General features: G+C 45.7%; 13 protein-coding genes. 8 read left to right on the top strand and 5 right to left on the bottom strand.

Annotated elements, in window-relative coordinates:
* Nucleotides 1-165 precede the first annotated feature (165 nt).
* The 3 genes from ACQY73_RS00130 to ACQY73_RS00120 all read right to left on the bottom strand — a co-directional run bounded on the left by ACQY73_RS00130 (nucleotide 166) and on the right by ACQY73_RS00120 (nucleotide 5,522).
* Complete coding sequence (locus ACQY73_RS00130) at nucleotides 166-1,995, bottom strand: 2-oxoacid:acceptor oxidoreductase subunit alpha (RefSeq protein ID WP_428659738.1); 1,830 nt, start codon at nucleotides 1,993-1,995, stop codon at nucleotides 166-168.
* Entirely contained in the window at nucleotides 1,965-3,767 is a 1,803-nt protein-coding gene (locus ACQY73_RS00125; protein WP_428659735.1) for an FAD-dependent oxidoreductase, read from the bottom strand. The genes ACQY73_RS00130 and ACQY73_RS00125 overlap by 31 nt, the downstream gene beginning before the upstream one ends.
* Nucleotides 3,768-4,235: 468 nt before the next feature.
* Complete coding sequence (locus ACQY73_RS00120) at nucleotides 4,236-5,522, bottom strand: hypothetical protein (RefSeq protein WP_428659732.1); 1,287 nt, start codon at nucleotides 5,520-5,522, stop codon at nucleotides 4,236-4,238.
* A 123-nt stretch (nucleotides 5,523-5,645) separates the two neighbouring features.
* On the opposite strand from ACQY73_RS00120, the gene ACQY73_RS00115 reads away from it, so the two are divergent.
* The 8 genes from ACQY73_RS00115 (at nucleotide 5,646) to ACQY73_RS00080 (ending at nucleotide 20,097) form a co-directional block, all read left to right on the top strand.
* Nucleotides 5,646-7,079: a family 16 glycoside hydrolase gene (locus tag ACQY73_RS00115; RefSeq protein WP_428659729.1), complete on the top strand. Its 1,434-nt coding sequence runs from the start codon at nucleotides 5,646-5,648 to the stop codon at nucleotides 7,077-7,079.
* A 262-nt stretch (nucleotides 7,080-7,341) separates the two neighbouring features.
* Nucleotides 7,342-8,850, top strand: a complete 1,509-nt coding sequence (locus tag ACQY73_RS00110; protein WP_428659726.1) for a family 16 glycosylhydrolase — start codon at nucleotides 7,342-7,344, stop codon at nucleotides 8,848-8,850.
* A 208-nt stretch (nucleotides 8,851-9,058) separates the two neighbouring features.
* Nucleotides 9,059-9,610, top strand: a complete 552-nt coding sequence (locus ACQY73_RS00105; RefSeq protein ID WP_428659723.1) for an RNA polymerase sigma factor — start codon at nucleotides 9,059-9,061, stop codon at nucleotides 9,608-9,610.
* A gap of 21 nt (nucleotides 9,611-9,631) precedes the next feature.
* The gene (locus ACQY73_RS00100; protein WP_428659721.1) at nucleotides 9,632-10,627 is read left to right on the top strand and encodes a FecR family protein; all 996 of its coding nucleotides are present in this window, start codon (nucleotides 9,632-9,634) and stop codon (nucleotides 10,625-10,627) included.
* Between the two features lie 121 nt (nucleotides 10,628-10,748).
* Entirely contained in the window at nucleotides 10,749-14,156 is a 3,408-nt protein-coding gene (locus ACQY73_RS00095) for a SusC/RagA family TonB-linked outer membrane protein (RefSeq protein WP_428659719.1), read from the top strand.
* Nucleotides 14,157-14,186: 30 nt separating this feature from the next.
* Nucleotides 14,187-15,899: a RagB/SusD family nutrient uptake outer membrane protein gene (locus ACQY73_RS00090; protein ID WP_428659716.1), complete on the top strand. Its 1,713-nt coding sequence runs from the start codon at nucleotides 14,187-14,189 to the stop codon at nucleotides 15,897-15,899.
* 124 nt (nucleotides 15,900-16,023) lie between these two features.
* Nucleotides 16,024-17,430, top strand: coding sequence for a hypothetical protein (locus tag ACQY73_RS00085; protein WP_428659714.1), 1,407 nt, complete (start codon nucleotides 16,024-16,026; stop codon nucleotides 17,428-17,430).
* 180 nt (nucleotides 17,431-17,610) lie between these two features.
* Nucleotides 17,611-20,097, top strand: coding sequence for a hypothetical protein (locus ACQY73_RS00080; RefSeq protein WP_428659711.1), 2,487 nt, complete (start codon nucleotides 17,611-17,613; stop codon nucleotides 20,095-20,097).
* A gap of 95 nt (nucleotides 20,098-20,192) precedes the next feature.
* On the opposite strand, the gene ACQY73_RS00075 is transcribed toward ACQY73_RS00080, so the two are convergent.
* Together ACQY73_RS00075 and rlmD are read right to left on the bottom strand one after the other, a co-directional pair.
* The gene (locus ACQY73_RS00075) at nucleotides 20,193-22,229 is read right to left on the bottom strand and encodes an alginate lyase family protein (protein ID WP_428659708.1); all 2,037 of its coding nucleotides are present in this window, start codon (nucleotides 22,227-22,229) and stop codon (nucleotides 20,193-20,195) included.
* 277 nt (nucleotides 22,230-22,506) lie between these two features.
* Nucleotides 22,507-23,919 (bottom strand): 23S rRNA (uracil(1939)-C(5))-methyltransferase RlmD, encoded by a 1,413-nt coding sequence (gene rlmD / locus ACQY73_RS00070; RefSeq protein WP_428659705.1) that lies wholly within the window; start codon nucleotides 23,917-23,919, stop codon nucleotides 22,507-22,509.
* Between the last annotated feature and the right edge of the window lie 50 nt (nucleotides 23,920-23,969).

Below are 23,969 nucleotides of genomic sequence, written 5' to 3'. Positions count from 1 at the left end.
TCTGTTCGCATTAAATCTATTTATGCAATCTTTTCTTACCTGATGCCTAACACATATAAACCGCCACAAATATCATTTCTAAAATCTATGGCGGTTATTATCTTTAGCTATTCGGGATTTAAAATCCCGAATCAGTTCTGTTGCGGATTTTAAATCCGCAACAGCCTATAAATTAATCGCTTCCAAATGCTTGACAATTCCTCTCCTAATCGCATCCGCTGTGATGGGCATCCCGTCGTAATTCAGAATTTTGATCAACTTCTTGGGATTGATCTCCAATTCATTGATAAGTAACGTTCGGAATTGAGCATCGCGGTTCTGTTCAACTACAAATACCTGATCGTGCGCTTCAATAAATGCTTCGACCGAAGCATGGAACGGAAACGCCGTAGCACGCATGGCATCTAACGTAATTCCTTCTTCTTCTTTCAACAAGTCCATCGCTTCCAAGGCCGCATAGGTTGTTGTTCCGAAGAACAGCAATCCGATGTTGCTTTCATTTTGTTCCTGATAAAACTGAGGAAGAGGCAGAATTTCTTTCGCCGTATTCCATTTTTTGGTCAGACGATCCAATACCTGCGCATTTTTTACGCCGTCTTCGGTATAACGCGCATATTCGTCGTGTGAAGTTCCTCTCGTAAAGAACGAACCTTTGGTTGGGTGCGTGGCGGGGAGTGTACGGTAAGGAATTCCGTCACCGTCTACATCCAGATAACGCCCGAACTGCTTGCCCATCGCGCTCAATGCCTCCAGATCCTCGGCCGTATACACTTTTCCTCGGTCATAACGACGAGTATCATCCCATTTCAACGGCGCAGATAAGTGATCGTTCATTCCCAAATCAAGGTCAGTCATGACGATGATGGGAGTTTGCAGGCGCTCGGCCAAGTCAAACGCATCGGCCATAAAATCAAAGCATTCGGTTGGATTGCTCGGAATCAACAACACTTGTTTGGTATCACCGTGCGAAGCATACGCCGCCAATAACAGATCCGACTGTTGTGTACGCGTCGGCATTCCCGTAGAAGGGCCACCGCGCTGTACATCGACCAATACTGCCGGTATTTCCGCAAAATAGGCCAACCCTAAAAATTCATTCATCAACGATAGCCCCGGACCGCTTGTGGCCGTAAATGCCCGCGCTCCGTTCCAGTTAGCTCCCAATACCATTCCAAACGCCGCCAACTCATCTTCCGCCTGCACGATCGCCACTTTTTTGAGACCCGTTGCAGGATCAACGCGTAAGCGGTTGGAATACTTGGCAAAAGCTTCTACCAACGAAGTGGAAGGCGTAATGGGATACCAACCCGCCACCGTAGCTCCCGCATATACTGCTCCGATACCGCAGGCGGTATTTCCGTCGATCACGATGCTGTCACCCACCAGATCGCGGCGCTCTACGCGCAGTTCCAGCGGATGATCGTAATTTTCTTTGATGTATGTTACTCCCGCCATCATAGCCTGAACGTTAGGCTCAATGAGTTTCGGTTTTTTCTTGAATTCATCGGCAATAATTCCCTTCACCACTTCCAACTCAATGTCCAACAGCGCGGCCAAGGCTCCCACATAGATCATGTTTTTGAAGAGTTGCCGCTGACGCGCGTCGGAATACAACCGCATACAGATCCCGATCATTGGTATACCGATGTAATTGATATCGTCGCGGATAAAATCTTTGTGCAGGTTTTTGGTGTTGTCGTAAATAAAATACCCGCCCGGTTTTATTGATGCAATGTCCTGTTTCATGCTTTGCGGGTTGACACACAGCATGATATCTACTCCTTCGCGGCGGCCTAAATAGCCTTTTTCGCTTACTCTAACCTCATACCAGGTGGGGAGTCCCTGAATATTGGAAGGAAAAATATTTTTGGCGGTCATGGGGATGCCCATTCTGAAAATGGACATCGCAAACATATTATTGGCACTTGCCGAACCCGTCCCGTTGACGTTGGCAAAACGTACTACTAAGTCGTTAACTCCTGTAAGATTCCGCATTGATTACCTGCTTTGGTTACTGAATACAAATATTTCTGCATATCCCACGCTGACGTTGGGCAGCGCTCGGCACAAAGGCCGCAGTGAAGACAAACATCCTCATCCTTGACCATTACACGACCTGTTTTGAGCGTATCCGAAACGTACAATTCCTGGGTTAAATTGGTGGCGGGCACAAGCAGCCGCGACCGTAGATCTTCTTCTTCGCTATTGACAGTGAAAGTGATACACGATGTCGGACAAACATCCATACAGGCATCGCACTCAATGCATTTATTTTCGGTAAAGACCGTTTGCACGTCACAGTTGAGGCAGCGTTGCGCTTCTTTGAAACCGGTATCAGGGCTAAAGCCCAATTCCACTTCTTTCTTACGGTCTTTGAGGGTCAGGTTCTTATCCGCGTGGGGAACTTTAAACCGCTCATCGTCCGATACGGGACTATCATATATCCACTCGTGAATCCCCATTTTCTGACTGATCAGATTGGTATACGGAGAAGGACGCTCGTGGAGCGACTGTTGATTACAGAACAGATCAATCGAAACGGCAGCCTGATGACCTTGTGCCACGGCCGTAATGACGTTTTTAGGCCCCATCGCCGAGTCACCACCGAAGAATACATTGGGAATAGATGATTGGAAAGTCGTTTCATCCAAAACGGGCAATCCCCATTCGTTAAATTGCAACCCCAGATCTCGTTCGATCCAAGGAAATGAGTTTTCCTGTCCGATAGCCACCAACACATCATCCGCTTCAATGAATACGTCAGGCTCGCCCGCCGAGACAAGTTTGCGGCGACCGTTTTCGTATTTGGCCTCCACTTTCTCGAACATCATTCCTTTGAGTTTGCCTTCTTCCACCACAAACGATTTGGGTACGTGGCATTCTAAAATTGGAATATCTTCGTGTAATGCATCTTCGATTTCCCAAGGAGAAGCCTTCATTTCTTTGAATGGGCTGCGAACCACAACTTTCACTTCATCGCCACCCAAACGGCGCGAAGTACGGCAGCAATCCATTGCGGTGTTTCCACCACCCAATACAATTACTTTTTTCCCAATTTTTGCCGTATGCTCAAACGCCACACTTGCCAGCCATTCAATACCGATGTGGATATTGGCTTTGGCATCCCAACGCCCCGGCAGATCGGCGAGGTCTTTTCCCTTAGGTGCGCCCGTGCCCACAAACACGGCATCATATCCCTGCGCCAACACGTCCTTCAGACTTTCTACGCGCGTATTAAAATGCGTGTGAATGCCCAGATCAAGGATAAAATTCACTTCTTCGTTCAAGACGCTGTCGGGCAAACGAAACGAAGGGATTTGACTGCGCATCATGCCGCCGCCCATTTTTTGGTCGTCGTAGAGATGCACCTCATAGCCCAAAGGCGCTAAATCGCGCGCTACGGTCAGCGCAGCAGGGCCGCCGCCGATAAGAGCAATTTTTTTACCATTAGGCAGAAATGGTCCCTGCGGCATAAAGGAAGTGACATCGCCTTTGTTGTCGGCGGCTACGCGTTTGAGGCGGCAGATTGCCACCGGTTCTTCTTCCACGCGTCCGCGTCGGCAGGCAGGTTCACAGGGGCGGTCGCAGGTACGACCTAAAACACCGGGGAAAACGTTGGATTCCCAGTTGACCATGTACGCTTCCGTATAGCGTTCGGCCGCAATAAGCCGAATGTACTCAGGTACAGGTGTATGCGCCGGACACGCGTATTGACAATCCACCACTTTGTGGAAGTATTCCGGATTTTTAATGTCAGTCGGTTTCAAGGAGGAGTACGGTTATAAGCTATCTAACACAAGTTAATCAACAATTGGCAGAAGTTAAAAAAAGATTCATGGATGTTTTAATTTAAAGGCAGGTAAACGATCATGTGGGTGTTTCAATTGACAGAATATGCTTAATTTGATATTTTTTAGTAATAAAACCATTTTTATTATAACTGCAAAATTGCATTCCATTCAAAAGGAGTAGCTCCCGGCCATCTACTTTACAATTTCTTAATGTATACTGAAATTTTCACGTTTTGAAAAGGATTTTCATTGTTTCCTAATTTATCCAAAAGTTCATTAAGCGCTTGAGCATCAATTTTGAACTATTTAGAACAATTTGATCGGCGGGTCGGGTTGTGAGCAACCCTCTGCACAGGGATACATTTTTCAGTGCAGAGGGTTGCTCACAACCCGACCCGCAGCGTAATACTTTTTTCTAGCACCCGAAAACTTTTGCCCAAACACTTAAAACAGTATTTTGCCCGTTGTTCCCTGCAACCAAGTGCTTCTGATGGCTCCCATACCGTTAAAACGATACTGCACGCCTACTATTTCAGTTGCTTTATTGGGCATTTGAGCCTGATGAACCATGCTGTTGTTAACGTAAAACTTCATCAGGCCGTTTTTGCATTCCACTTTCAGCGTTGTCCATTCTTTCGGATCGCATCCGAAGCCGCTCAAATCTTCTTTTGTACTTTGAACATAATGCCCGTAGGCAGCTAAATAAATATCACCTACGCACCCCTTCTTAACGAGCGGAATGATCATAATGTCATTTTTTGCCTGAAGCAATACCTCAATCTTTTGACAGGCATTGGCTCCCTCGACATATTCATTTTTTAATTGAGTTTCAAAGGTGAAATTGTCAGTCATGATTCCCTTAATATCTTTTTGATTAAAAAATCTGATCTTAGGTGGCGAAGGAGTAAGTGGGAGATTGTATTTAGTGAGCAATGCTTTATTTATTTCCACTGCTCCGGGGGTTGAAATTTCAGATGGCTGAAAATATAAAGGTTGTGTTCCCCAATCGGCTTCTACCAAGCCCAACCAACCCTTTGTTTTTATCTGAATGTCATGTTCTCTGATTATTTGGTTACCGATCATCAATTTTGCCCTGAAATACCCCGGATAATAATAGATAGATGAATGATGGCGGTCGTTTTTATTGACCAACACCTTACGCCGCGTGTCCCACGTCTGACAAATAAAAACCGAATCCAAGGCATTGGCTTTGGAAGCATCAAAATCAAACACGACCGAATTGGGCAGGCCTTCGGTCAGCATCGTTTTGGAATGGAAGCGAAAATCAGCAGCATCGTACTTGGGCTTACCGGCAAGCAGAAAAAAACTGAAAATGCCACCGGAAGCGATTGCCAACAACACAAAAATCAAAAAACGGCGATTCCATTTAGCAGGGGCTACCGAAGGCGTGGGCACTTTTTCTTCTTTGAACTCGACAACTACTATACTTCCCGCGTTTTTGATTTCAAAATCCCTCCAATCTGCATAATCAAGAAATTGCGATAAAGTATTAAGCGTAGTAAGCGAAGGTTCGCTTTTGTAATTCACTTTTCCAAAGATCCTTTTTAACGTAGAAACACTCAAACAAACGCCCGTTTTTTCCGCCATTTGTTCGCTCAATTTTTCAAAATCATACTTACTCCAATCGGCACTATCTCCCCAATGGAGTTGCGTTTCGATTTGATTTTTAAGTTTTGAAATCTGACTGTTTATAGGTGTACCTGCTGCCATAAGCAACAAAATTAAGGGGTATAAAGGATGAAATGAACTTGAACCTAACTTGATCCGAATTTGAACCCTTCAAAAATCTTTCCAAAGTGCATCTTTGCCCAAAACCAAACAGCCGAAAGTCATATGAAAAAGCTAATTCAAGTTATTCTTATTTTACTTACCATTCAAAGCATTGCCCAAAAAAATAAAAACAAGGTAGAATCTACTCCTCAAAAACGGCCTGACTATGCCGTTCCGCTTACGCCTGAGCAATGGGCTTTCAAGGAGGGGAAAGTAGAATTTGTCGAATACAAGGGAAAAAAGGCCATGAAATTGGCCCAAAATTCAGGACAGGTAGTGCTGAAAGACGTTGTTTTTAAAGACGGCACGATTGAGTTTGATGTTGAGCCCGTACTTACGGAATTTGCTCAGTCGATCTATTTTCACCAAAAAGACCCAAAAGAGCAGGAGATCGTGTATCTGAGATTGGCAAGAAGCGGCAATAAATTGGCCAATGAAGGCATCCAATATTGTCCCTATTTTGATGCGGTCAATATGTGGGACATGTACTCGGAGTACCAGGCTCCGGCACTTGTGAAAGCCGGCGAATGGAATCACATGAAGTTAATTATTTCGGGTAAACGCCTCCGGGTCTTTCTCAATGGCTCACCTCAACCCGTTTTAGACATTCCCAAACTGGAAGGCAATGCATCGGAAGGGAGTATTGCTTTTGAAGGAGCGGCTCACATCGCCAATGTGCAACTGAAACCCAATGAGGTCGAAGGGCTTAGTCCAATGGAGTTACCGGATCTCACGGATCACGACGCTTATTATCTCCGAAAATGGGCGTTAACTGCTCCTCAAAATTTACCTGCCGGCAGTGAACTGTGGGCCGGCAATCTCCCTAAACTCGAGTTGTTTACTGATAGCATCATGGCTGAGCGAAGAGGGTTGATAAATCTGACCCGTAAATTTGGCGGAAGTCCGAGCCGAAGAGTCGTTTGGCTAAAAACGAAAATTATGGCCAAAGAAGCCGCAAAAACCAACCTTCAATTGGGTTTCAGTGATGAAGTATGGGTATTTCTTAACAACCAACCGGTGCTGGCTGACAAAAATCTTTTTCTGCAAAATATGCGAAAATACCCCGACGGAAGGATCTCCATTCAAAATACAACCGCCAAACTTACCCTAAAACCGGGAGAAAACGACCTGCTGATCGGCGTAGCAAATGATTTTTACGGCTGGGGCATCATGGCAAGGTTGGAAAGTACGGAGGGCATTACCGAAACAGACAAGGTGACGAATATTATCAGCGTAGCCAAGGAGATTGGAAACCTTGATCTGGAACCTTATTTGGGAACTTACAGCAATAATGAATTACCGTTCAAGCTCAGTTTTTCCAAGAAAGAAAAGGTGCTTATTGTTCAGCCTACGGGTCAGGAAGCAGTGGAATTGCAGGCGTTGGGAAAATACACCTTTGCCTATGCTCCTTCTAATGCGGTCTTTGAATTTAGCCCTGTCGATAAAAAAGTAATTCTACGGCAAGGAGTTGATACTAAAGAGTTTAAGAAAGAGTAACTGTTGCGAATGGATACATTACTTTATTAAGTACGGAAATAGGCTCAAAGGCCTATTTTTTGTATTTATTTAGACTTCGGTCTACCCTGCTGATGCACCTTCACAATTTCATAATCATAAAACAATGAGAAGAAAAGAGAAAAAATTGCTTTTAATAATGACTTATTGATCGAATACCGAAAGCGACAAATCAACCATTGGATAGCATCAGCGGCCAAATCACTCACGTATTCAAACGATTATTGAACCAATAAACCACGAAATGAACAAGCAAGTCTCTTCTTTTTTAGTCTTTATCTGGGCAATTTCCTGCTTTCAGGCTGCTTATGCACAATCTTTTCATCAAAATAAGATCGTAGCGCACCGCGGCGCTTGGAAAAATACAGGTGCACCCCAAAACTCCATTGCCTCGCTGCAAAATGCAGTAAAATTGGGTTGTACCGGCTCCGAATTTGATGTGCGCATGACCAAAGACGAAGTGCTCGTCATCAATCACGACCCACACTATGAAGGCATGGACATTGAAAAAACCGACTATGCTGACCTTATCAAAAAACCGTTAAAAAACGGCGAGCAACTGCCTACGTTTGAAGAGTATTTGAAAGAAGGAATGAAGCAAACCAAAACACGGCTGGTGACTGAGATCAAACCTTCACCGGCAGGCAAAGAACGGGCTTTGCTTTTAGCCGAAAAAGTAGTGCAAACGGTCAGCAAAATGAAGGCGCAAAAATGGGTGGTGTATATCAGTTTTGATTACGATATTTTGAAAAAAGTACGGGAGTTGGACAAAAACGCAAAGCTGCAATACCTCAACGGAAACAGTTCTGCCGAACAGCTCCAAACCGACAACATCGGCGGGTTGGATTATCATTTCAGCGTTTTGCAAAAAGACGAACAATGGATTGCCAACGCCAAAAAACTGGACCTCGTGACCAACGCCTGGACGGTAAACGACACGCTGATAATGGATTACTTTTTTGTTCGAAACATTGATTTTATCACGACTGACGAACCCGAAAAAGCCCTTATTCGCGATGCGAGGTTTGCCAAAGAAAAACGTAAGTTGGTGTGGAGCGATGAATTCAACTACGTCGGTCTGCCCGACAGCAATAAATGGGGCTACGAAGTAGGCGGAAAAGGTTGGGGAAACAATGAATTGGAATATTACACCAACGCCGATACATCCAATGCGCTTGTTAAAAACGGTGTCCTCTCCATTACAGCGCGTAAAAACAAATTTGAAAATCGAGACTATACCTCCGCCCGACTCTTAACCAAAGGCAAAGCCGAATGGACCTACGGACGCATCGAAGTACGGGCAAAACTGCCCAAAGGGCGAGGTACGTGGCCCGCCATCTGGATGTTAGGCAGCAACATAGGAACCGCCGGCTGGCCCAAAAGCGGCGAGATCGACATCATGGAACACGTTGGCTATGATCCCGACACGCTCGTTGGAACCATTCATACACAATCTTACAATCACGTAAAAGGCACGCAGAAATCGAAAAAGATCTTTATTAAAAACCCATACACCGAGTTTCACGTCTACGCCGTGGATTGGACGCCGGAGAAAATGGATTTTCTGCTGGATGGCAACGTCTATTTAAGTATTCCCAACGAGCACAAAACCGTTAATGAGTGGCCGTTTGATAAGCCTGAGTATTTGCTGCTCAATTTAGCGGTGGGCGGCAATTGGGGCGGCGCCAAGGGCATCGACGAAAGCGTTTTTCCTGCTGCTATGCAGGTCGATTATGTGCGGGTGTTTCAATAGATTATATTATACTAAACCTTATAGGTTTTCCCAAAGGCCAACATTTTGAATAAAATGTTGGCCTTTTTGTTTTCCAAAAAAGTACTTATTTCGGTGTAAAACAGCGTTTTTTGCGTCAAAACAAGATTATTTAATTATTTTTTAAAATTATTTAGGGATTAGGGCGAGTTGTTCTACTGTACAGGTAAATAGGCTAAAAGTTATGAATATGAAGCAGCTTGACGACGGGCGTTTGGTGGAATTTCTTCAGGAAGGCCGGATTTCGGCCTTTGAAGAAATATACCGCCGCTATTGGTATAAGCTTTTCGGAATTGCATATCACCAAACGGGCGTTCGGGAAGAGGCGGAAGAACTGGTGCAGGAAGTATTTTTAACCATTTGGACGCGCCGGGCGGAGGTTGTGATCAAGCGCTTGGATCTGTATTTGACCATTGCTATCAAAAATCAGGTTTATGATTACATCAAGTCCCGGATCAGTTATCGAAAATACCAGGAATACCTCATTTTTCAGGAGATACATCAGCATTATGCTACCGACGAGATCGTGGATTTTGCGGAATTATCGGAGGCCGTCGAGAAAGTACTGAGTCGTTTGCCCGAAAAAAGTGCCGAGGTTTTCAAACGCAGTCGGTTCGAAAATCAGTCGGTTCGGGAAATCGCCCACGGTCTTAACCTCAGCGAAAAAGCCGTCGAATACCATATCACCAAATCGTTGAAGTTCTTGAGAGAGAATCTAAAACCATATCAATCAGACAACTAGCAGCTATAAACACACCGCAAGATGACTCAACAGGAATTTAATGATTTGTCAAAACGCTACCTGGAAGGCAAGACAACCGCCGAAGAAGATAAGCTGTTGGAGGCTTGGCTCTCGGCCCAACCGAATCAATATACGACCAAGCTGTCGCCCGCTCAAAAATACGAAACTGAAAAACGCCTATGGCGCCGGATTTATGCACAGGTTCGGCCCGTATCAAACGTATTCATCAATCGCATGACCTGGATAACAGGCATCGCCGCAAGTCTGTTGCTGGGTTTTGTGTGGTTTAAAAATACCAAGTCTGAGTTGCCGCCGGCAGTACCCGTCGTTGCACAGGAACAGGTAGGTATCGAAGTCAAAAATACCACCAAATTAGAGCAGAAAGTCAAACTCGAAGACGGTACAGTGATACTGCTCAAACAGAACAGCAGCATCGTATACGACAAAACCTTTAACCAAGCCAAACGCGAAGTGTACCTGAAAGGAGAAGCCTTTTTTAACGTAAAAAGAAATGTTATGAAACCCTTTGTGGTACATTCCGGCGAATTGACAACGGAAGTACTGGGCACCAGTTTTCGGATCAAACATCACGAAAAAGCCAACACCATTGAAGTGGCCGTCACCACCGGAAAAGTGTCCGTCTACACCGAAAAGCCCAACAGGCCGGCGGAACGCAACGGCATTATTTTGACGCCCAATCAACGGGTTATGTATGATGTTGTTTCTAAAAATATCGTCCCCGGCATCGTCGAAAGGCCCGTGCCCATCGCAGCCGTTGCGGCCGCTCCGCCACAATTGGTCTTCAAAGAAACGTCATTGAAACAGGTATTGGCCTCGCTTTCACAGCTCTACGGAATTGAATTCGTGATCGTCAATCCCAACGCCAAGGGGTGCCATATCACGGCTGACCTGAACGGTCTTTCAATGTTTACCCAACTGGAACTGATCTGTAAATCCATTGATGCCACTTTTGAAAAAAGAGGTACGGTGGTTTTTATTTACGGCGACGGTTGTTAATGAAGAAAAAAGCCGAAAATGCTGCGAACATTTCCGGCCCATTTGTAACGCCCTCTACAAACGCCAATCTGTGGGAGGGCAGTGTTTTTCAACTTTTCCCAATTAAAAAACAAGTAAATCTATGAAAAAACCGGTACCGATTCCCAAAATTTTGTGGAAGCTCATGAAAATTACACTATCTCAATTGCTCTTGGTTGCCTTGTTTGGCAGCATGGCTTGGGCGCATGACGCGCAGGCGCAGGAGGTGCTCAATCGTACCATATCGGTAACAGGCGAGGGGCTGGAATTGAGGACAATTCTAAGTCAGATCGAAAAACAGGCCGAGGTAAAATTTGTATACAGTACCAAGATCAAATCCGACCAACGCGTGACATTAAGTGCCAACAATCGCAAACTTTCGGCGGTTTTGGACGAGATACTGAAACCTATTTCGGTGGGGTATGAGGTCATTGAAAACCGGATTTTACTCAAGAAAAGCAGACCGGAGCGCAATGTACTCCCAAACGTAGAAAAGCTTGAAGCACGCAGTTTCGACCCAAATGACCAAACGGTCACCGGAACCGTAACCGATGAAAAAGGCGCGGAATTGCCCGGCGTAAGCGTTTTGATCAAAGGCAGCCAACGCGGTACCGTCACCGATGCAAGCGGAAATTATCGCCTCAATCTGACCGGTTCTAATGATGTTTTGGTGTTTTCTTTTGTAGGTTACCTGACTCAGGAAGTAAGCGTGGGCAACCAAAGCAGTTTGAATATTTCCTTAAAATTGGATACCAAAGCGTTGGAAGAAGTAGTCGTTGTGGGATACGGAACACAAAAGAAAAAAGACCTTACAGGCGCTATTTCTTCCATTAGTGGTGATCTCTTCAAAGAGCGCAAAGAGACGCAGGTATCACAGGCATTGCAGGGTGCTATCTCCGGCGTAATGGTTACCCGCAGCGGTGCCAACGGCGCCATGGGCGGGGCTGCCTCAATCCGCATACGAGGCATTACCACCATTGGCACTTCCGATCCTCTGGTCATTGTTGACGGGGTGCCGGTAAGCGATGTAAACCAAGTCAACCCTTCCGACATTGACAATATTACAGTTTTAAAAGATGCGGCATCGGCATCCATTTACGGGTCACGGGCTGCCGCAGGTGTCATTTTGATCACGACCAAACGCGCCAAAACCGATCAGGCGCAGGTACAATACAGCTACGAAAACGGCTTTGATACTCCGACCCAACTTCCCGACAACATGGGAGCGGTTCGGTACATGCAGCTCCAAAATGAATTGCGGTGGAACGATGCCGGCAACGGTGCCAACCAATATCCTACCTACACCAAAGACCTGATCGACGGCTATGCCGGCAAGAATACCTCCAATCCGGATCTGTACCCCGATACCGACTGGATGGCACTGACCCTCCGCAAATCAGCACCGCGCGAAGCGCATACTGTCAGCATCATCGGCGGGTCAAAATTCGTCAAGTCCAACGCTTCTATTCGTTACGAAAAAGTGGGTGGGTTTTACGACAACAGAGATTACAAACGTATTTTTGCCCGCACGAACAACGATTTTACCATCAATAAGTTTATCGGCGGAACCTTTGATTTTAACTTTAAACGGACCATTGATCTTGCGCCCAACGTCTCCGGACCATTGGACATCATTCGTAATGCGGCCCCTGTTTACCCGGCCCTTTGGCAAGACGGACGCGTAGCCGACGGCAAAGCGGGAGACAATGTGTACGGTCGTTTGAAATATGGCGGCACCACTAAAAATGAATACAACCAATTAGGCGGTAGGGTTGCGCTGGATATTAAGCCCATCGACGGATTGAAATTATCGGGGATACTGGCTCCTATCTTTAATTTCAACAGTACCAAACGATTTAATAAACAGGTAGATGCCTACTCGGCCACAGACCCGACCCAGTTTATTGTTACGCTGACTTCCAACGGGGGAAACAACACCACCAAATTAGAAGAAACCCGCGTTACAGATTATAGCCTGACCACTCAGTTGTTGGCTAATTATGCCAAGACATTCGGCAATCATGATGTGACAGGCTTGGTCGGCTATGAAAATTATTATTACAAGAACGAATCTGTAGGTGCCTCGCGCGACCAATTTTTATTTGACGGTTATCCGTACCTTGACCAAGGCCCCATCACCTTACGCGACAACAACGGCTCGGCTTACGAGACCGCGTATCGTTCTGTGTTTGCACGCGCTACGTACAGTTTCAAAGATAAATACCTGATTCAGGCTAATGTCCGCCGCGATGGTTCTTCGCGGTTCAATTCCGCTTATCGTTGGGGCGTTTTCCCGTCTATATCAGCGGGCTGGGTACTGAGCGAAGAAGGATTCATGAAAACACAGAATGTCGTTTCTTTCCTCAAACTGCGAGCTTCCTGGGGTGCTTTGGGTAACGAACGCATCGGGAGCAACTATCCTTCGGTCGGAATCATGAATTTCAGTAATGCGCTGTTTTATCAAAACAATGCAGCTATTTCCCAGCAAACAGCCGCGCAGGTTCAGTATGCCATCCAAAATATTTCGTGGGAAAAAACCGAATCCACTGACCTTGGTGTGGATGCCTATTTCCTCAACGACCGTTTGAAGTTTACGGGAGATGTGTATTACAAGCAAACCAAGGACATGCTGCTTGCGTTGCAAATCCCTATTTTCGTCGGCTTCGAAAATCCTAATCAAAATACGGGTGTAATGACCACCAAAGGTGTTGATCTGGATCTGTCTTGGAGCGATAAAATCGGCGATTTACGGTATTCTGTTTCCGCCAACCTGTCGCAATTCAAATCAGTTATGGGCGACTTGGGCGGCACTGAATTTTTGGGTGACCAGATCAAAAGAAAAGGCAGTTCCTTCAATGAGTGGTACGGCTATCAGGCCGACGGAATTTATCAGACGCAGGAAGATGTCAATAATTCTCCAAAGTTGAGCAGTAACGTAAAAATAGGTGACATGAAATACAAAGACATCAGCGGCCCCAACGGCGTACCCGACGGCAAGATATCGCCCGAATACGACCGAGTATTATTGGGCAGTTCGTTGCCTCAATGGATGTACGGCGGCAATATTAAAGCCGCTTACAAAGGCTTTGATTTAGGCATTACCTTTCAGGGGATTGGCCTTCAAAATACTTCTTTATTGTCTTATACCAATTATAATGACGGTAACTTCGGACGTTTTCCCAATTTCGTAGATGGAGTGACTTGGAGTATGTATAATACCCCTGAGCAAAATCTGGCGGCGAAATACCCTCGTTACACCGAAACCAACAAAGGGCTGAATCGCTCTTTATCTGACTTTTGGTTGTTCAACGGTGGCTACTTCCGTCTGAAAAATGTTACAATCGGATATACTGTTCCCAACAAAATTTCCCGCAAGATCATGGCGAGCAACCTTCGTATCTACGCCAGTGCATCCGACATCTGGAGCATTAACAAATATCCGAAAGGCTGGGACCCCGAAGGTATCGGTATCGTATCTACCGTCTTAGGGGGCGTTTCGGTGAGTTTTTAAGGGGTTCTGAATTTTAAATTTTGACTAAAAATGAAAAAGATATTTTACTTAGCAGCGAGTTTATTGCTTTTCGGTTCCTGCCAAAACTCATTGGATCTTTACCCGTTGGCGCAGCCTTCGGCCGAGACGTGGTATTCGAACGAAACTGAAATTCAATTGGCGTTAAATGATCTTTATCGGCCTGATTTTTGGACGCAGGATGAAGACCTTGACGCCAACTACCTTTCCGATGACGGCTTTTACCGACAAGCACTTACGCCCATCAAAGCGGGTACGACTACCAGTCAATGGGCTACTTCTACCTCTCTTTGGCAAAATTCGTACAAAACCATCGCCCGCGCCAATAAGATCATCGCGGCGTTGAACAGCGACCAAACCAAAGCCAAAGTGTTAGCGGCTAAAATTGAGCTTTATTTGGCCGAAGCCCGTTTTCACCGCGCGGCTCAATACGCACGCCTCATTACGCACTTCGGCGATGTGGTCTATACAGACGGTGTCGTTTCCATCGAAGAAGCATATACCAAAGGCAGAACAGATAAAAAAATAGTTTTGGCTAAAGCCTACGAAGATTTTGACGCCGCAGCCAAGTCATTGCCAACTACTTACGCAACTTCTGTCGTAAAACGTGTGACCAAAGGTGCCGCTTATGCGCTGAAAGCGCGGTTGGCACTTTACATGAGTGATTTCAAAACAGCCGCCGAGGCCGCAAAAGCCTGCATCGACCTGAAAGCCTTTACGCTCCACTCAGACTATGCCAACCTGTTTCTCCAAACCACCAAAAATTCTCCCGAAACGGTTTTCGGACTGCCTCGCTCCATTGCCTTAAAAGTAATCGTTGGAACAGGTATGGTGTCTGACCGAATCACCAGAAATGCAGGCGGTTTCGGTGCCGCAAACCCAACGTGGGATCTGTTTTGCTCGTATCTGTGTACCGATGGCCAGACCATTGACAAATCACCGCTTTACGATCCGCGCAATCCTTTCAAAAACAGAGATCCCCGCTGTACGGCTACCATTGTAGAATTCGGCATTCCTTTTTTGGGTTTTATTTATGACCCCAACCCAACAGCTTTGACCGTAACCCGCCTCAGTACCAATACCAAAGTAACCAATAACGATAATCGCGTAAATGCGCAATTTGCTTCGTTCAATGGTTTATTATGGAAAAAGGGAATTGATGATACATGGTTATTGAACGGAAAAACCATTGAGCCGGACCAGATCATTATTCGCTACGCTGATGTGTTGTTGATATACGCGGAAGCAAAAACGGAGCTGAATGAAATTGACCAAACAGTATTGGATGCCATCAATGCAGTAAGAGCAAGAGCTTACAAAGTTGCCGTGACCGCTACTACCTCCTACCCTTCCGTAACAACGAAGAATCAGGCGGAGTTACGCAAATTGATCAGAATTGAACGCCGCATGGAGTTTGCCTCAGAAGGACTTCGGTACATGGATATTGTTCGTTGGAAAATAGCCGGCAAAGTCTTGAACAGACCCATTTACGGCATGCTCGACCCCACCGATCTGAAAGCAAAAGTGGTTGATAAAAATCTTTGGTTCTTCCCCGGCATTCCCACCATCGACGAAGACGGAACGCCTGATTTTAAAGCAATGGAAGCCACAGGTTTGATCAAAAATCTGGTACCGACGGCGTGGAATGACCGCCAATATCTATGGCCTATTCCAACGGCGGAAATACAGATCAACCCCAACATCACCCAAAATCCGGGATACTAACCCCTTACAGCGAGCTCGCTCAAAATCACCGGCGGGCTCGCATCCCATGTATTTTCTTCACATTCGATTCAAAAAAATGAGGCAAAATTTTTTCATATATTTTGTTGCAGGCTGCTTTTTTGCCATGCAATCCTACGGACAAAGTCCTCCTTCAATAAGCGGCGTCTTTCCAAGCTTAGCGATGGTGGCCAACCACAGCCCGCGCACCGAAGCCGGAACAGGCGGCCTTATGCCGTGGGCTAATCGCCTGTGGGTAATTACGTACGTTGCTCACATGTCCTCAACAGGTTCAGGAACAGGGCTCTATGAGATCAATGAAAAGATGGAATTGAAGCGACGCCCCGAAAGTATTGTGGGGACATACGCCAATCGTTTTATTCACGGATCGACCAATCAGTTGATCATTGGTCCTTACGTCATTGATACCCTTGGAAATGTCCGGGTCATTGAGGGAGTCAAAAAGTTTCGTTTGGCCGCAACGATGGCTCACTTGACAGAGCCGACCAAAAAAGTCTACTTTTTATCCATGGAAGGCGAGTTCTTTGAAGTAGACGTCACTACCTTGGAAACAAAACAGCTTTTCAATCTCATGAAGGAATTGAACGAACCGGAAGGTTCTAAACCTCACTTCAAATCAGGTTTTACAAAGCACGGACGCGTAGTCATTACCAATAACAGTTATAATGAAAAAGACTACAGCGGTGAATGGTCGGCGGGTCGCCTTGCCGAATGGGACGGTACAACTTGGAAAATCCTCGAAAAAACTGCCTTTACTGAAGTTTGGAGTTCCGGCTCTTTCGGCCAGCCCATGATCGCGACCGGTTGGGATAAAGCTTCAGTATTGATGAATATCTATTTTCCTTCAACGAAAGAATGGAAGCGCTATCGCCTGCCTAAAGGAAGTCGTACGTTTGACGAAACCAGTTGTACAGAATGGATGCGCATTCGGGAGATCGAAACGGAAAGGGCGCTGATGGACTGCCACGGCCTGTTTTATGAAGTTGGTTTCCACACCTACGGCAATCAGCTTTGGGCACTCAAACCCATTGCCTCGCACCTCCGCATCATACCCGATTTTTGCAGTTGGCGCGGCATGCTTGTTTTGGGCGGCAACCAAGCCACTCCCATGCGTTTTAACAGCGCGGGCATAGACAACAATCCTTTGGCCGGACAGCCTCAGGCAGGATTGTGGTTCGGCAAAACCGACGACTTGTGGAACTTTGGCAAATTGCAGGGAGAAGGCGGCGTATGGCTCGATGCCGAGATCAAAAAAGGGAAAGCCTCCGATCCTTTTTTTACCTTTAATTTCAACAACAAATCGTTGAATCTATGGCACAACAGCCCTATTGTGGTCAAATTCGATTTGGAAGCAGATATTGTCGGAGACGGGAATTATCGAAAATTTCAAACCATAACAGTCAACCCAAAAGAGAGTAAAAACATTGATTTACCCGAATCATTTAATCCCAAATGGGTGCGATTGGTGGCCGACAAAGACTGTGTCGGAACGGCGTATTTTACTTTTAAGTAATTCCTTGGCAGCGAATTGTCCTAGAACCGAAAAACCGCAAAATGTTGAATGTAAAAGGAAATATCAGAAAGAACACAAAACTATTTGCAACATTATCACTTTGGCATTTCTCGGTTTTACATTTTGCAGTTTTTCAGTTTTAAAAAACCATCATCATTCATTCATGAATTATAACATAACATGATCAAATCAAACCTTAAAATTCTCACGGTAGGAATGGCGGCAGGTATTGCCTTGGCCTGCGGCACGGCTCAAGCGCAGCCAAAGTCTTCCTATCCCCAATTCAGTGGCATATATCCCCACCTTGCGTATTACAATAACGAAGGCGAATGCGGCACCGGCGCCGTAGTCCCTTGGGCAGATCGCCTCTGGGTGATTACGTACGGGCCGCACTTACCCTTCGGTTCGTCTGATAAGCTTTATGAAATCACGAATGATCTGCACGAAACGATCAGACCCGAAAGCACGGGCGGTACGCCCGCTAACCGCATGATTCATAAGGAGAGCAATCAATTGTTTATCGGCCCATACGCCATCAATGCACAGCGTCAAGTGCGAACGATCCCCTACACGGCTGCTCCCGGTCGGTACACGGGACTGGCACGAGACCTGACCAATCCGAAGCAGCAATTGCTCATTGCTACCATGGAAGAAGGATTCTACGAGTTGGATGTTAACAGCCTGAAAACAAAGCTGCTGTATCAAGACGGCAATGTTAAAGAAAAGAAAGGAGAGGACACTTCCAACAACCACAATGGGTTACTGCTTCCCGGAGCACACGGCAAGGGTGTTTATTCCGGACAAGGCGTCATGGTGTATTCCAACAACGGCGAATCCGGCCCACAGGCGCTGAAACAATTTGACATTGAATCGGGGGTTTTGGCCGAATGGAACGGCAAAGACTGGAAGGTAGTTCGGCGGAATCAGTTTGTGGAAGTAACGGGTCCCGGCGGAATTTACGGCAACGCCAACCCCGCCACCGACCCGATTTGGGCTACCGGTTGGGATCATAAATCAGTATTGTTAGGTGTTCGTGATGGCAGCAAATGGTCGTTTTTCAGATTGCCCAAAGCCAGTCACAGCTACGACGGTGCCCACGGCTGGAACACCGAATGGCCACGCATCCGCGACATCGGCACAACCAACCAACCTGATTATCTGATGACCATGCACGGCATGTTCTGGCGTTTTCCTCAAACGTTTACCTCCAAAAATACCGCCGGCATTCGTCCGCGCTCGGCATACTTAAAAGTGATCGGCGACTATACCCGTTGGCAAAACGGCTTGGTATTTGGCTGTGACGATTCGGCACAGAAAGAATTTTTGAACAAACGTAAAACCAAAGGAAACATCGAAGGCCCGGGACAATCCAACTCCAATCTCTGGTTCACATCCATTAACATGCCCGACGAATTAGGTCCCAACACCGCAGAAGGTTCCGTTTGGTTGGCTGAAAAAATTGACGCTAATGCGGTTTCTGAGCCGTTTCTGTTTGCAGGATGGAAAAATCGAATGGCATGGATTCAAAACGACGGAAGCCAACCTGTTACGTTCAGCTTTGAAACAGACACCGACGGCAAAGGAAGTTGGAAACCGTTGCGATCAGTGGAAGCAGGTGCAGGTCAGGCCGTTGCGGTTACATTTACCGCCGCTGAAACGGGGGAATGGATTCGGGTAAAAAGCAATCGTACTACCACCGCTACCGTAAGTTTCAATTACACCGATGCCTCTCGTTTTCGTACCGGAACTGACAAAATTTTCAGCGGTTTGACCAATATCAGTACTTCTACCTACTCCGGCGGACTTTTGTATGGCTTAGGCAACAACCGTCGTACATTAGGCATTTTGGCGGGTCAATTCTCCAACGGAAAATTCTCCGAAAACGGGTACTATGAATTGGACAGCGCCATGCATTTGGTCAAAAAAGAAGACACAAAAACGGAGCAGTTCATCCGCGAAAAATTTGCCATTCCCAAAGAAGTCCTGACAGTCGATGAGGCGTCTGTATTGGTCATTGACGACAATGGCAGAAGATGGCGACTTCCCAAAGGAAGTCAGGCATTTACCACCAAAACTCAAGATGCCGCCCTACGTATCTGCCGCGAAGTAGCCACCGAACGCGATTTGTTGAACGCCCACGGAACATTCTACGAATTGCCCGCCGAAAATGCCGACGGTTTTGCCAAAATCAGACCGGTTGCGTCTCATTCATTAAGTGTTCATGATTATGCGTCTTACCGTGGTTTATTGGTCATGACAGGTCTTGATAATCAAACCGCTGCCAACGAACACATCATTGCTTCAACTGATGGCAAGGCCAAAGTATGGGCCGGTACCATCGACGATCTTTGGAAATTGGGAAAACCTACCGGTCAGGGTGGTCCGTGGAAAAACAGTCAAGTGAAGGCCGGCACTCCTTCAGACCCTTATCTGATTGGTTTTTACGACAAAAAAAGCCTTCAACTTTCTCACAATGCCAAACAGGCAATCACATTCACCGTTCAGGCGGAGCCAATCGGTCACGGCCCTTGGATGAATTTCAAACAAGTGACGGTAAAACCCGGCGAAACCTTTGAATATGTATTTCCTGACACATTTCAAGCTCGCTGGGTACGTTTTGTGGCCGACAAAGACTGTGAAGCTACGGCTTGGTTAACATACAACTAATAAAAGTAGATAAATAGATTGATAGATAATGAACACAATAATCCCCGGCGGCTTCGTCGGGGATTTGTTTTAAAGCTAAACCTATAAGGTTTTAATTATTTGAGATTTGCTGCATGACTATCAACGTAAGGAATAGTCAATTGCCATGTTTTTCCTTTCATTTTCACTTCAAGTTTAACACTTTCTTCGTTTTGGACTAAAATCTTGGCTTTTACCGGTGGAGTTTCTTTTTCAGAGGGCAACAGTAGCCAAACAAACGTATCATTCCCATTGATAGCGGCGCTGTATTTACTCATGGAATTAGGCTCATACAAATTATACTCCGGACTGTACCATCCCTGAATTGCCGGTTTTTCCTGTCCTTTGATAAACGTTATGTCAAACTTTTGTGAACTTACCGGCATAATGGCCAAGTTCCCTGACTGATTTTGAGTTTTTACAGTGGAATTCTCCCTGACGACAAGGCAAGACGGATGCCAATGCCAAAGGGCGTCAATTTGTCTGGGTCGGTCCGTTTTGATTTGATCTACCACCACCCAAAATTCATCTCTTACATAAAAGAGCGATCTTGTATGTTCTACCTTCCCTTCTACGTCAATAAAATCACTCATGGAATTAGACGCATAATCGAAGTCTTTGTGAAGTTTGAAATAGTTGTCACTAAGTGGACTTGTAGCAAGTGTCGGGCCGGGCTTTTGACCATGTTGATCTATTAACAAAAGATTGTGTCCTTCACTTCCTTTGGCATAAGGGCGGAATTTTTCGGCAGTTTCACCCGTATAGGCAAACCGTCCGGCGTCTACCAATAAATCGCGACCATACGCCGAAACAGAAAGATGGAGTTTATCATTGTGCTGATGCCCGCTACCCCAAGGGCCGATGTCAAAAAATGACCAATGTGCTTTGGCATCATAGCCGCTTCTTGAAATGAGTTGGCCCGCCCAAGGATAAAAGTAGGATGGGCCGTCGGTAGGTTTTGTACCGACAGTTCCATTAGAGGCGATATAGGCCCAATCGTTTTTATTCATTTTTTTGGCAGCTTCGAGTACCAATTCTCTATCACTTCCCAAGTCGCCATCGTTATTTAAAATTCTGAAACCATCCGGCCGTATGGCATGGGCAATGTAGCGATACATGTTTTCGATGGTTTGATTGAAAAAATCAGGAAGGGGCTTGTTGGCTCTGTCACATATATCTTTGAAGAGTACAAAGTTCGCCAACGCAACATTGTGATAATGAGAGGTAAGCTCTGTCTGTGCCCCATCCGGATATACCTGCCCTTTCATGCTCTCGGCCATCGTAGCAATGGAGTAATCCAACCATTCATTCGACATCTTAAATTCGGGAAAATTGGTAGCGATCGTTGCTAAGGCAGAGATTTCCATGGTAAGCCAATTATTCCCGCTGTGAAAGTTGCGATTGTAGTGGGCATGATCCGGCAGACTGCTCAATAGGAGCAGTTGTGTTGCCGGCGACAGGTATTCGCAGTTTATTAAGCCATAAAAAACCTTAGACCAAGCCTTTGCCCTTGCCGCTACTTCCAATCCCCTCCATATAGATTCACTCCCTTTTGCAGCCGGATAGGGCATACTTTTAATGATAAAGTCCCGCAATAAACCATCTATGTATTGGGCATATTTCGGATTTCCCGTTTCAAAATACGCATTGAACACTTCCAAAACCTGACTGTGACGATTGGAAAGCCAAGCCCATTCACGGTCATTATTGGGGCCTTTGTAGTACCAATCCCGGTGTCCATCTGCCCCATACATCACTTTGCCCCTCACATTTTGAACAATAAATACATCCTTGAGAATTGTGTCGGCATCGGCTACGGTCTTTGTACTTGCAGTGGGTTGTGTTTTTCTGAGAAAGGCTGCTTTTCCATTGTTCTTATAGTAAGCCAGCAGGGCTTTGCAGGCATTCACCAAATCTCCTTTTTGATAGGCCTCACGGGTTTGTTCCAAGCCTTTTGTTTCCAAATTGAGCTGACTCATCAGTCGCTGCATTGGCTTGGGATAATTTTCACAAACATCCTCAACAGTAGTAATTTTTTGCCAAGGCTTTTGAGCGATGATGTCTATCGTAAGGAAGGATAAAATAGAAAGGAGCAGGCTTATTTTTATTTTCATAGTGGAATATTTTTTAATTTCTACCTAAGAAATATAAGGTCTGTACCATTACGTTTCTACCTTTCTGATTTGTATCATAACGCTACAAATTTAGCACTGCACTTCCTGTTTTTTGCCCTAATAAAACAAATCCCCGACAGACTTTTGTCGGGGATTTGTTTTATCGCAGTCGCTCGCGTCTCGCGAGTGACGACTATTAACAGGCCTCCGGCCTGAATAGAAAAGTAGGCCGGAAGCCTCATGATAGTCGTCACTTGGCAGAGCCGAGCGGCTGCAATTATTTTTTCTGCAGCACCACCACATTCTCCACATGGTGCGTATGCGGAAACATATCGACGGGGCGAACTTTTGTTACTTCATATTTCTCATCCAACCACGCCAGATCCCGTGCCTGAGTAGCCGAATTACAACTTACATATACGATTTTGGTAGGCTCCATCGTCAGCAGTGTACGCACCACCGGCTCATCCATTCCGGCACGAGGAGGATCAGTAATGACCACATCCGGGTGGCCGTTTTGCAGGACGAATTCTTCATTCAGTACATTTTTCATATCGCCGGCATAAAAGCGCGTGTTTTGAATGCCGTTGATTTCCGAATTCACTTTGGCATCTTCGATGGCATCCGCTACGTACTCCACTCCTACCACAGCTTTGGCCTGACGTGCCACAAAATTGGCGATAGTACCCGTTCCGGTATATAGGTCATATACATGCTCATTGCCTGTCAGTTGTGCAAAATCACGTGCTACTTTGTACAACTCATAGGCCTGATCGGAGTTGGTTTGGTAAAAAGATTTGGGGCCAACCCGAAAGATCAGATCCTCCATACGCTCTTCAATGTACGGTTTGCCGGCGTAGAGAATCGCCGTTTGGTCGTAGTATGAATCATTACCTTTAGTATTAATAATATACTGCAAAGACGTGATCTGTGGGAATGTTTCGGCCAAAAAGGCCATTACAGTGTCAATATCTTCCTGATTCGGCTCTGCAAACTGTACGATCACCATCACATCACCCGTATTGGCGGTGCGAAGGATGAGGTTTCTTAAAAATCCAACATTGTGCTTCTGATCGTAAAAACGATACCCTTCTTGTAAACAAAAATCCCTCAGCCGATTACGAATTTCATTGGAAGGGTCGGGTTGGAGATAACATTTGTCAATGTCCAGAATACGATCAAAACGTTTAGGGATATGAAATCCCAATGCATTGCGTTCCAGTTCTGTTCCCGAATTGATTTCGTCGAGCGTAAACCAGCGGAGATTGGAAAACGTATATTCCAGTTTATTTCGGTAATAGGTAGTGCCTTTGGAAGGTAAAATCGGCTCAATAATGGGCAGTTTCACTTTGGCGATACGTTCTAAATGATCGTTTACCTGCTTCCATTTAAAGTGCAGTTGTTCGTCATAACCAATATGTTGCCACTTACAACCACCGCAGGTGCCAAAATAGTCACAAAAAGGCTCAGCGCGTTTGTCCGAAAATGAAAGAGTTTTAATAACCCGGGCTTCGTAGAATTTCTTTTTCTTAAAAGCTAAAATCTCCACGTCGACCACATCGCCGGGAGCCGCATTTCCTTCCACAAACACGACCGCTCCATCAAGTCTTCCAATACATTTCCCCTCGGCGGCAAAATCTTCAATGAGTAAATTTGATACGACTTGTCTATTTTTTTTGTAATTTTTCATCCAATTTGGTTCGTTACTTTATCTATTAACTTTAAAACCCAATCCTTTCT

Source organism: Runella sp. (genome assembly GCF_965279615.1).
GTDB lineage: Bacteria > Bacteroidota > Bacteroidia > Cytophagales > Spirosomataceae > Runella.
The sequence above is the reverse complement of the archived record's forward strand: the minus strand, read 5'-3'. Positions and strand labels throughout refer to the sequence as shown.

Coding starts and splice junctions, on each gene's coding strand:
- ACQY73_RS00130 (WP_428659738.1), bottom strand. CDS start 1,995: ATGCGGAATCTTACAGGAGTTAACGACTTAGTAGTACGTTTTGCCAAC.
- ACQY73_RS00120 (WP_428659732.1), bottom strand. CDS start 5,522: ATGGCAGCAGGTACACCTATAAACAGTCAGATTTCAAAACTTAAAAAT.
- ACQY73_RS00115 (WP_428659729.1), top strand. CDS start 5,646: ATGAAAAAGCTAATTCAAGTTATTCTTATTTTACTTACCATTCAAAGC.
- ACQY73_RS00110 (WP_428659726.1), top strand. CDS start 7,342: ATGAACAAGCAAGTCTCTTCTTTTTTAGTCTTTATCTGGGCAATTTCC.
- ACQY73_RS00105 (WP_428659723.1), top strand. CDS start 9,059: ATGAAGCAGCTTGACGACGGGCGTTTGGTGGAATTTCTTCAGGAAGGC.
- ACQY73_RS00100 (WP_428659721.1), top strand. CDS start 9,632: ATGACTCAACAGGAATTTAATGATTTGTCAAAACGCTACCTGGAAGGC.
- ACQY73_RS00095 (WP_428659719.1), top strand. CDS start 10,749: ATGAAAAAACCGGTACCGATTCCCAAAATTTTGTGGAAGCTCATGAAA.
- ACQY73_RS00090 (WP_428659716.1), top strand. CDS start 14,187: ATGAAAAAGATATTTTACTTAGCAGCGAGTTTATTGCTTTTCGGTTCC.
- ACQY73_RS00085 (WP_428659714.1), top strand. CDS start 16,024: ATGCAATCCTACGGACAAAGTCCTCCTTCAATAAGCGGCGTCTTTCCA.
- ACQY73_RS00080 (WP_428659711.1), top strand. CDS start 17,611: ATGATCAAATCAAACCTTAAAATTCTCACGGTAGGAATGGCGGCAGGT.
- ACQY73_RS00075 (WP_428659708.1), bottom strand. CDS start 22,229: ATGAAAATAAAAATAAGCCTGCTCCTTTCTATTTTATCCTTCCTTACG.
- rlmD (WP_428659705.1), bottom strand. CDS start 23,919: ATGAAAAATTACAAAAAAAATAGACAAGTCGTATCAAATTTACTCATT.